This window comes from Methanoregula sp., from assembly GCF_049518935.1.
Lineage (GTDB): Archaea > Halobacteriota > Methanomicrobia > Methanomicrobiales > Methanospirillaceae > Methanoregula.
In genome coordinates, this window is sequence record NZ_JBEKRH010000009.1 from 66190 (window position 1) to 75930 (window position 9741).

10 protein-coding genes are annotated in these 9741 nt (G+C 56.2%); 5 read left to right on the forward strand and 5 right to left on the reverse strand.

Translation table 11 applies throughout. The features are described from left to right. Positions 1 to 166: 166 nt before the first annotated feature. The 3 genes from ABSE13_RS07735 to ABSE13_RS07745 all read left to right on the forward strand — a co-directional run bounded on the left by ABSE13_RS07735 (position 167) and on the right by ABSE13_RS07745 (position 2300). Positions 167 to 544 carry a winged helix-turn-helix transcriptional regulator gene (locus tag ABSE13_RS07735; protein WP_424027937.1) on the forward strand — a complete coding sequence of 126 codons (378 nt, stop codon included), beginning with the start codon at positions 167 to 169 and terminating at the stop codon, positions 542 to 544. A 125-nt stretch (positions 545 to 669) separates the two neighbouring features. Next, the gene (locus tag ABSE13_RS07740) at positions 670 to 1500 is read left to right on the forward strand and encodes a pyrroline-5-carboxylate reductase family protein (protein WP_424027938.1); all 831 of its coding nucleotides are present in this window, start codon (positions 670 to 672) and stop codon (positions 1498 to 1500) included. A gap of 86 nt (positions 1501 to 1586) precedes the next feature. Beyond that, complete coding sequence (locus ABSE13_RS07745) at positions 1587 to 2300, forward strand: DNA alkylation repair protein (RefSeq protein ID WP_424027939.1); 714 nt, start codon at positions 1587 to 1589, stop codon at positions 2298 to 2300. Positions 2301 to 2321: 21 nt separating this feature from the next. Here the strand turns inward: ABSE13_RS07745 and aqpZ are convergent, their stop codons facing one another. Then, positions 2322 to 3020: an aquaporin Z gene (aqpZ, locus tag ABSE13_RS07750; RefSeq protein ID WP_424027940.1), complete on the reverse strand. Its 699-nt coding sequence runs from the start codon at positions 3018 to 3020 to the stop codon at positions 2322 to 2324. Between the two features lie 176 nt (positions 3021 to 3196). On the opposite strand from aqpZ, the gene ABSE13_RS07755 reads away from it, so the two are divergent. After that, on the forward strand, positions 3197 to 4528 hold the full coding sequence (locus ABSE13_RS07755) for a serpin family protein (RefSeq protein ID WP_424027941.1): 1332 nt from the start codon (positions 3197 to 3199) through the stop codon (positions 4526 to 4528). Positions 4529 to 4598: 70 nt separating this feature from the next. Here ABSE13_RS07755 and ABSE13_RS07760 read toward each other — a convergent pair whose 3' ends face one another. Beyond that, positions 4599 to 4970, reverse strand: coding sequence for a hypothetical protein (locus ABSE13_RS07760; protein ID WP_424027942.1), 372 nt, complete (start codon positions 4968 to 4970; stop codon positions 4599 to 4601). A 203-nt stretch (positions 4971 to 5173) separates the two neighbouring features. Between ABSE13_RS07760 and ABSE13_RS07765 the strand changes: the two genes are divergently transcribed. Further along, a complete protein-coding gene (locus ABSE13_RS07765; protein ID WP_424027943.1) occupies positions 5174 to 5698 on the forward strand; it encodes a flavin reductase family protein in 525 nt (174 codons plus the stop codon). Positions 5699 to 5767: 69 nt separating this feature from the next. On the opposite strand, the gene ABSE13_RS07770 is transcribed toward ABSE13_RS07765, so the two are convergent. From ABSE13_RS07770 to pdxS, 3 genes are all read right to left on the reverse strand, one after another. Beyond that, entirely contained in the window at positions 5768 to 7984 is a 2217-nt protein-coding gene (locus ABSE13_RS07770; protein WP_424027944.1) for an adenosylcobalamin-dependent ribonucleoside-diphosphate reductase, read from the reverse strand. A 256-nt stretch (positions 7985 to 8240) separates the two neighbouring features. Continuing rightward, positions 8241 to 8846, reverse strand: coding sequence for a pyridoxal 5'-phosphate synthase glutaminase subunit PdxT (gene pdxT, locus ABSE13_RS07775; protein ID WP_424027945.1), 606 nt, complete (start codon positions 8844 to 8846; stop codon positions 8241 to 8243). Continuing rightward, positions 8836 to 9732, reverse strand: coding sequence for a pyridoxal 5'-phosphate synthase lyase subunit PdxS (gene pdxS / locus ABSE13_RS07780; protein ID WP_424027948.1), 897 nt, complete (start codon positions 9730 to 9732; stop codon positions 8836 to 8838). Before pdxS ends, pdxT begins: the two co-directional genes overlap by 11 nt. Positions 9733 to 9741: the final 9 nt, after the last annotated feature.

The window sequence follows — 9741 nt, forward strand, 5'->3', positions numbered from 1 at the left end:
TCCTCACTCCCCGCAACATGCGGAGGAGCCTGACAGAAAGCCATAAGCGGGAAGCATACATACTATTCTTCTGCAAGGGCAATCCGAACCATTGGGTTAAAATCTGCCTTAACTGAATATATAGGCAATACAGGTAAATCAGAAACATACTTTCATTGGAGTAACTGTGACCTATACGAAAAACGGGAAGACCTATCACTGCCCGGTCGAGGCAGCACTGGACGTGATCGGCGGCAAATGGAAACCTCTCATCCTCTGGGCTCTCGGGGACAACGTATTGCGTTTCAATGAACTACAGAAGGGGTTGCCAGGAGTCAATGCCAAGATGCTCACCAAACAGCTCCGCGAGCTCGAGGAGGACGGGGTTATTACGCGAACCATCTATCCCGAAGTCCCGCCCCGGGTAGAATACACCATCACCGATTTCGGGAAAACTCTGATTCCGATCCTACGGGAGCTCTGCAACTGGGGGGCACACTACCTCGGGATCGAGGATGCATCTGCATACCAGTGCCCAACGAAAGCAGGCCGGAAAAAGAAATAAGATCTGTTTGGAATGGGATCGTTCTGCCGGCCGGACCGTATTCGCAGCCGTTTCTTTTTTATCCCGCCCGGCACCCGTTGGTAACCCACCCTTTATTCTCCAGTAATTCCCACGTTTAAGAGAACATGACACGCTACGGGTTCATCGGCACGGGTTCCATGGGCAGCATGCTGATCAGGCACTTCATCCGGACGGGTGTTACCGCACCGCAGGATATAGCAGCGTGCAGTAAGACGGGGGTATCCGCACGGGCCCTTGCCACCGGGACCGGCATTGCAGTAAAGGATTCCGGCCGTGATGTGGCACAGGGTGCTGATGTGTTGTTCATCTGTGTCAGGCCTCTCGATGTTCATGGTGTGCTGGCAGAGATCCGGGACGTGCTTTCCAAGGATACGCTTATTGTTTCGATTGCCGGATGTGTTACACTCGCAGACCTTGCTTCGTGGTCCGTGCCGGGCGCACGGTGTGTCAAGATCATCCCCAGCGTGACCGCAGAGGAGCACTCGGGGGTCTCCCTCGTGGCATGGGGCAGCTGGGTGACACCGGAAGACAAGGAGCTGGTCTTCTCGCTCTTCTCGGCAATCGGAACGCCCGTAGAGATCGAGGAGAAGCATATCGAAGTGTACTCCGATCTCACGAGCTGTGCGCCGGCACTGTTTGCGGCCATGATGCAGGAATATGCAGCAGCTGCAGTGAGGAAGGAGGGCGTCCCCCCGGCCCTCGCGGAGTACCTTGTCCGGCATACGCTGATTGGAACCGCGTGGCTCCTCGCATCGAAAGAGACTGGGTTCGATACTATCATCAGCCGGGTAGCGACCCGGGGTGGCATCACCGAAGAGGGCGTGAAGGTGCTGCGCAGCAGGCTGCCGGCAGTATATGATGAACTGCTCGACGCAACGCTTGCCAAGCACGAGCTCGTGAAGCAGACCATCGCCCGACAGGAAAAAGACCACTGACAAGGTAAGGCACGGGATGCGGCAGGAAGCACATTCACCTTCCGCATGCCACAGCCCTTATCCCCGATCCATCCCCACCCTCTCCTATGGACCCGGTCATTATATGCATCCGGCAGGAACTCGAAGCTCAGGCAGATCCCGAGATCCAAAGAACCTCAAAGCGGTTTTTCAAAGAGGATATCACCTGCTACGGCCTGAAGACTCCGACTGTAATGAGTATAGCGAAAAAGTACTGGAAGGAGATCAGGGCCCGGGACAAGCAGGAGATCTTCGCGCTCTGCGAGGAACTCTACCAGTCGGGCTACATTGAGGAATCCTTCATCGTCTCGAACTGGGCCTACGCCATCTCGGGAAAGTATGAGCGGGAAGATTTCGCGATGTTCCGGCGCTGGATTGACACATATATCACCAACTGGGCATCCTGCGACGGGTTCTGCAACCATACGATGGGCAATTTCATCGAACAATACCCGGAATATACCGGGGAACTCAAATGCTGGACGCAGTCGGAGAACCGCTGGATGCGGCGGGCTGCGGCTGTCTCGCTCATCGTCCCGGCCAAACACGGGAAGTTCCTTTCCGAGGCCATGGACATTGCCAGCCTTCTGCTGACTGACGGAGACGATATGGTGCAGAAAGGTTACGGGTGGCTCCTCAAGGAGGCGAGCCGGAAGCATACGGACGAGATCTTCACCTACGTTATGAAGAATAAGAAGGCGATGCCCCGGACCGCACTGCGCTATGCGATAGAGCTGATGCCAAAGGATCTGAAGGCCGAGGCAATGAAGAAGGACTGGTAATCCCTAAAAAAAATTTCATTTTTACGCTGGCGTTGCAGGATCTTCGAGCAGGTATTTCCATACCAGCGCAGCGATTAATGCCCCGATAATCGGAGCAACAATGAACAGCCAGAGCTGTGCAAGCGCTGTCCCTCCCACCACCAGCGCAGGCCCGAGGCTGCGGGCCGGATTTACGGAAGTACCGGTGATCGGGATGCCCACCATATGGATGATTGCAAGCGACAGTCCGATAGGAATCCCGGCGAACCCGACGGGGGCTTTACTGCTCGTCGCCCCGAAGATCACCAGCAGGAAGATAAAGGTCAGAATGACTTCCGCGATAAACCCGGACATCATGGAATAATTTGCCGGTGACGCCGCCCCGTACCCGTTCTGTCCCAGCCCGTTTGTGGCAAGGTTGTATCCCGGGTGGCCGGTCATGATCGATAACAATACAATCGAGGCAAGAACAGCGCCAACACACTGTACGACAATATAGACGGCCGCGTCCTTCGCGGATATTTTTCCGCCGGCAAGCATCGCGATGGTGATCGCGGGATTGATGTGACAACCGGAGATCGGCCCGATGGCATAGACCATAACGAGAACGGACAAGCCGAATGCAAGAGCGATCCCAAGAAAACCGATATAGGTACCCGCCACGACTGCGCTTCCGGTGCCGATGAGCACGAGCACAAAGGTACCCAGAAGTTCGGCAAGATATTTTTTCCCGTCATCCATACGTGAACCACTCCGTTCCGGCCATACTGCCAGTGATTGATTGTCGATGTCGTGGTTTATAGAAGTGTTGTATAGGGGGGATGAGTTGTGTGCGTGGCACGTTTGAACGCTACCATAACTGCGAAAAAAGCTGCATTTATCGCCACATTTACATCAGCCGGCGGCAATTTCTCCCCATGGAAAAAAATGGAATGGCAGTGCTGGCATGCTCCCTCCTCCTGGTTCTCGGGATAGCACTCGCGGGATGCACCGGCACGCCGGGAAAAAACGGGGAGATGATCTCGTCATCCCCCACCCTGTCACCTGTAGTTACCTCCTCCACTCCGGGATTCACTGTTTCCGGGCCAGAAAACACTACTGGTGTGAGTGAGGCAAACAACCGGTTCTCATACGATCTCTACCAACAGCTGGCAACCGGGCCGGGCGCTTCCGGAGGAAATATCTTCTTCTCCCCGTATTCCATATCGTCCGCCCTTGCTATTACGTATGAGGGCGCCCGCGGGATAACTGCCGATGAGATCCGTTCGGTCTTTCACTTCCCGCAGGACGATACCCGGCGGAGGCAGGGATTTGCTTCCATCAACGAAGTAATCAACAACAGGGATACCGGTTACAGCCTCAATACTGCAAATGCCCTCTGGGCGGACAAGGCGTTTACGTTCCTTCCGGAATACACCGGCATTGCCGAACAGTGGTATAATGCCAACACTACCACCCTCGACTTTGCCGGTCAGCCGGACAACTCCCGCCTCACGATTAACAGCTGGGTCGGGGAGAAGACGAACAACAAAATACCGGATCTCCTGCCGCCGGGTTCTGTCACTTCCCTGACCCGGCTCGTGATCACGAACGCGGTTTACTTTAAAGGTACGTGGGAGAAGCAGTTCGATGCAAACATGACGCAGGATGCCGGGTTCCGGGTATCTTCCGATAAAACAACCACCGCCAGGATGATGCAGAGAACGGATGATGATGCCAGGTATCCCTATGCCGAGAACGGGGATGTGCAGATGCTGGAGATACCCTATGCACACAGCAGCGGGGCGGGCCTGTCCATGATCGTCCTCCTCCCCAAGGGAGATAACCTGAGTGCCGCTGAGCAGTATCTCAACCCGGAAAATCTCTCGGTGATAGAACAGTCTGCTTCGACTCAACAGGTTAAGGTATTCTTCCCGAGATTCCATCTTGAGACCCAGTACTCACTCCCGACAGTCCTCGGAGCAATGGGGATGCCAACTGCGTTTACCAGTTCGGCGGACTTCTCCGGGATGGATGGGAGACAGGATCTCCTGATCAGTGACGTGGTTCATAAGGCGTATGTGGATGTGAACGAGGAAGGCACAGAAGCAGCTGCGGCAACGGGTGTTGTCATGAACCTGGCGGCAGTCAGGGAAGAGAGTCCGGTCCCGGTATTCCGGGCAGATCACCCGTTCGTCTTCCTGATCCGGGATAATAATACCGGCACTATCCTGTTCGCCGGGCGGGTCACGGACCCTGGGGAGTCCTAGCACGGAGCGGGGACGGGCCACGGGTCGCTCCCAAAAAACCCGCCTTTTTCATACCCCCCTCTGTTCCTGCTTACGGGATCGGTGAAAGACGCTGCTGCAGGAAGCCGATAAGATCCTCGAGCTCCCTGCACCGGTTCAGCTCGTCGGTGCTGACCAGCACCGCAAGACCCTTGCCGGACCTGATCAGCACGGCCGGGAATGTCGTGATCCCAGGACCAAACTCGGCGCGGAATTCATTCCGGTCAAGGACCCGTGATGTGATCTTCTGCTCCCTGATGAACCGTTTCCATTCCTTTTTCATTCCGAGCGGGCTGTAGATGATCGCAGACAGGTTGCAGATATCCGCACGTGATGTCGCTGTGACAGAGGAATAATTTTTGATCTCTGGCAACACCCCGCTGTCGCTGTTACAGACGAACAGGATGGTCTCTTCCTGAGGCATGAAATTTCCACTCTTTTTTTCCTGCCATATAATTTGAGATGATGGTTCGGGTTCTGCATAGGGGATATCAGCACAATACCCGGACGACATGCAGAGAGCAGCCCCCCGGGCACACAAGCCCGCGCACCCATTCATATTTCCGGCTTTCTTCACCACAACCCTTATCGATACCTGTTCCTGACTACTATCCGGACGTGGCAGGTATGATGAAGACACTCTCCCAGAACGAAGCGTTTGCCCGCTCTGCACCGATGGTATATACGGTAGTTACGAGCCTGGATGAACAGGGAAAGCCCAACGCTCTTGGTGTATCGTGGGTGATACGGACCTCCTTTGAGCCGTTCCTCATACTCATTTCTATCGACCACAGCCGGTATTCCCATGCCGGGATACGGAAGAACCGGGAGTTCGTCATCAACTATCCCGGTCCCGACCAGAAGAAAGGGGCATGGATCTGCGGGACAACAACGGGACGCAACAGCGACAAGACAAAAACGTCCGGTCTCTCATTCATCAAATCCGAAAAAGTCAGGCCACCGACAATTGACGGGGCTGCAGTTGCATTGGAGTGCCAGGTGATCAACGAATTCGAGACCGGTGATCACACGGTCTTTGTCGGGAGAGTCGTCGCTACACGGGGAAACCCGGAAGATGAACGGCACCTCTATGTGACGGCCCGGTTCCAGCTCTATCCTCTCGACAATACGCTTGAGGAGTCGGAGCCGTAACGCGCATCCCTTTTGTTACCCGGATAGATTCCTACCAGCGCCCTGACCGTTACAAAAGGCTGGTTGAGATCAACTGCAGCCGGTCCAGCCGCAGTTCTTGCAAATTCCCTTGTTACAGCCTTCCCCAAAGTCCAGGGGCTCGTTACACTCGGGGCAGGGATTCTTCACTCCCACTTCGCGTATGTCCCAGTCCCTCAGGGTCGTGATGCTCTGGTTCCTGGCCGAGAGCTCGATACAGCGTCCAACCACATCTGCGCAGGAATGGCCCTCCGATGACGAATTCTTGATGGCAGAGATACAGTTGACCTTGGCAAACTGCTTGACGAATTTTTGGTAGGGAACGCCGTTCTGTAGCCCGGTGCTGATCGCACGGCCGAGCGCGCTGCTGTTGGCGTCGCAGCCTCCGCTCCCGACAGTCCTGATGAAGACCTCCATGGGTTTTCCTTCGTGAAGGTTCACGGTCACGTAGAGCCGGCAGCACCCGGACTGGCAGAGATAGGTCCTTCCGGACAGTTCCCGGGGCCGGTCGATTGAGAGGGAGGGGATCTTCTCCGGCAGGTTCCTGCCAGCAACCGGCACGGATTCGGGAGAGGGTGCCGGCACGGGTGCAGCCTCCTTGAGGGAAAGGACCACGTCCTCCCTGCTTCCGGTCCGGTATATGGTGATACCCTTGAGTTTTAAGGACCAGGCCATGAGGAGGGCTTCTGCACAGTCGTCTTTTGTGGCCGAAGACGGCATGTTGATGGTCTTGCTGATCGAGGCATGGACATGTTTCTGGAACGCGGCCTGCATCAGGATGTGGTCCTTCCAGCTGATGTCGAGAGCCGTCTTGAAGAGCGCCCGGAATTCCTGCGGGAGCCAGTGCAGGTCCTGCACGGTCCCGGTCTCGTGGACATGGGCCAGGACTTCATCACATTTCTTCTGCAGCTCTGCACCGGCAAGCCCCAGGCATGAGAGGGTGCTCTTCAACCGGTCCTGGAAAACCGGGTTTACGATGACAAAGGTCTTGCCGACCGTGTTCTTCCGGGTGTAGGCAAACGAGAAGATCGGTTCGATCCCGCTCGAGCACCCGGCAAGGAGGGAGATCGTGCCCGTTGGGGCGATTGTGGTCATTGCTGCGTTCCTGACCGGGAACTCCTTCCAGATACTTCCCTGCCATGCCGGGAACGGGCCGACTTTTTCAGCACGCCGTCGTGATTCGTCTACTGCGGTCTCGGTCACGATCTGCATGATTCGTTCGCACCAGGCCCGACCCCCGGCCGAGTCGTAGGCAAGACCTGCCATCAGGAGGGCATCGTGGACTCCCATGAGGCCGAGGCCGATCTTCCGGGTCCTCCGTGTAGCTTCCCCGATCTGCGGGATGGGGAAGACGTTCCGCTCGATGACGAGATCGAGGAACCGGGTGGCCATGCGCGCTGTCTCACGAAGTTTGTTCTCGTCAAGGGTACCGTTGTGCACGCAGGCTGCGAGGTTGATGCTGCCGAGAACACAGCTCTCGTACGGGAGCAACGGCTGTTCGCCGCAGGGATTGGTGGTGTCGATCTCGCCGAGCTGCGGGGTCGGGTTCCGCCGGTTGATCTCATCAAAGAAGAGGAGGCCCGGCTCGCCATTTTTCCATATCCCGTCAACGACTCCACTCCAGATCTGGCCGACCGTGACCGTTTCCCCGGTATGCGGATGGGTAATCCATACCATTTCAAACTGCTTGCGGGAGACAAGATCCATGAACTTGTCATTGACCATGACAGAGATATTGAAGTTGGAAAACTCGCCTTCCTTCGTCTTTGCCATGATGAAGGGGAGGATGTCGGGGTGCCAGACATCAAGGATCCCCATGTTCGCCCCGCGACGACGGCCTCCCTGCTTGATGACCTCGGTCGCAGCATTGAATACCCGCATGAACGAGACGGGACCTGAGGCCACACCGTCAGTCGATTGGACAGGTGATCCCTCAGGACGGAGGTGCGAAAAATTATACCCGGTTCCCCCGCCGGTCTTGTGGATGATTGCGCCCTGTTTCATGGCATCAAAAATGCCGTCAATCGAATCCGTGACCGGCAGCGTGAAGCAGGCGGAGAGCTGGCCAAGTTCGGTGCCTGCATTCATCAGGGTCGGGGAGTTGGGAAGGAAGCGCAGTGACTGCATGGCCTCAAAAAAGCGGTCTTCTTCCTCCCTGTTATCGGCAAGGGCGGACGCAACACGGTGGCAGATGTCCTCAAACGACTGTTCCCCTTTCCGGAGGTAGCGTGCGGAGAGGATGCTGTCAACAACAGATGATGCACTCATAAATATCCCGGACTGTTCCTTTGGCTCTCTATGAATTTCCAAGGCAGATTGGTATATCTTATTCCTTTTTGAAAATGAACGCTTGTATCCTGCCCGCCGATTGGATCTTCTCTTGTGAGTGGTATCCCTAAGTTAAAAACCGTTTCCAATCAGGCATTTCAGGTTAAGAAAGTTGTGCCCGGGGCAGGTGATAGAGGGGGCCAGTATTCCCTTCATATCGTACCGGCTGAAATGCGGTTGCCTGAAAATGTGAAAATTATTTTCTCTGCCCGGTGATCCCGAGTTTATGCAGGAACCGTTCGTGAAGCCGCGTGTCATTACCCAGTTCCGGGTGGAACGAGAACGCCACGTGCTTTCCGTGTTCAAGAGCAACAATGCCCTGCTCAACGCGGAAAAGCACCCTGACATCCTTTCCGACTGATGTAACAACCGGGGCCCTGATGAAGACTGCATGAAACGGATTTCCCTGAAGGCCTTCAATCACAAGATCAGCTTCGAAAGATTCCCGCTGCCTGCCAAATGCGTTCCGGTCAACGGCCATATCGATGAGCCCGAGCGGGTGGACCCGGGGATCTTCTACGGTTGTTGCCATCAGCACCATGCCGGCGCAGGTCGCGAAGATGCCGCCGTTGAAGCTGCGGATCGGCTCGTAGAGACCGTTTTTATCAATGAGGCGGGAGATGGTAGTGGACTCCCCGCCCGGAATGGCGAGGGCCTGGCAATCCACCAGATCCACCGGGCTCCGGACCTCAAAGACTTCCGATGACGGCCCGTGGCCCATCCGCTCGAGAGCAAGCAGGAACGCGTCGATATGTTCGCTTACGTTTCCCTGGAGCGCCAGTACGCCGATCTTAGCGTCCACGGGTCTGGAGCACCTCGTCTTCCCTGAGCTTGTGGATATCGAGTCCGGGCATCGCGTCGCCAAGGCCGTTGCTGACTTTCGCGATCACGTTTGGATCATCGAAATGGTTGACCGCTTCCACTATCGCTTTTGCCATCCGTTCGGGGCTCGAGGACTTGAAGATCCCGGATCCCACAAAGACGCCGTCAGCACCCAGCTGCATCATCATGGCTGCATCTGAGGGAGTGGCGATACCACCGGCCGAGAAGTTGACGACCGGCAGCCGGCCGCGCTCTGCACACTCAAAGACCAGGTCCGCAGTGGCTTCGATCTCGCGGGCATAATCCGCCATTTCCTGCTTGTCGAGGCCACGTAGCATCCGGATCTCGCCCATGATCGTGCGCATGTGCCGGACTGCTTCGACAACATTACCGGTGCCAGCCTCACCCTTGGTACGGATCATTGCCGCGCCTTCGTTGATCCTGCGGAGCGCTTCGCCGAGATCGCGGGCACCGCAGACAAAGGGGACCTTGAACTGTTTTTTATCTATGTGGTATTGCTCGTCCGCGGGGGTCAGGACTTCGCTCTCATCGATCATATCCACGCCGAGGACTTCCAGAACCTGGGCTTCGACGAAGTGACCGATCCGGACTTTACCCATGACGGGGATGGAAACTGCCTCGATGATCTCGATGACCTTCTCGGGATCGGCCATACGGGCGACGCCGCCCGCTTTCCTGATATCGGAAGGCACGCGTTCGAGCGACATGACTGCGACTGCCCCGGCTTCCTCGGCGATCTTCGCCTGTTCGGCATTCACTACATCCATAATGACGCCCCCCTTCTGCATGGATGCAAAGCCGCGCTTGAGAAGCTCAGTGCCAAATCTCAGTTCTTCCAGTTTCATATGCCAATA

Bases quoted from the DNA above. Each gene is read 5' to 3' on its own strand.
- ABSE13_RS07745 (WP_424027939.1), top strand. From the start codon at position 1,587: ATGGACCCGGTCATTATATGCATCCGGCAGGAACTCGAAGCTCAGGCA.
- ABSE13_RS07755 (WP_424027941.1), top strand. From the start codon at position 3,197: ATGGAAAAAAATGGAATGGCAGTGCTGGCATGCTCCCTCCTCCTGGTT.
- aqpZ (WP_424027940.1), bottom strand. From the start codon at position 3,020: ATGGATGACGGGAAAAAATATCTTGCCGAACTTCTGGGTACCTTTGTG.
- ABSE13_RS07770 (WP_424027944.1), bottom strand. From the start codon at position 7,984: ATGAGTGCATCATCTGTTGTTGACAGCATCCTCTCCGCACGCTACCTC.
- pdxS (WP_424027948.1), bottom strand. From the start codon at position 9,732: ATGAAACTGGAAGAACTGAGATTTGGCACTGAGCTTCTCAAGCGCGGC.
- ABSE13_RS07740 (WP_424027938.1), top strand. From the start codon at position 670: ATGACACGCTACGGGTTCATCGGCACGGGTTCCATGGGCAGCATGCTG.
- ABSE13_RS07760 (WP_424027942.1), bottom strand. From the start codon at position 4,970: ATGCCTCAGGAAGAGACCATCCTGTTCGTCTGTAACAGCGACAGCGGG.
- ABSE13_RS07765 (WP_424027943.1), top strand. From the start codon at position 5,174: ATGATGAAGACACTCTCCCAGAACGAAGCGTTTGCCCGCTCTGCACCG.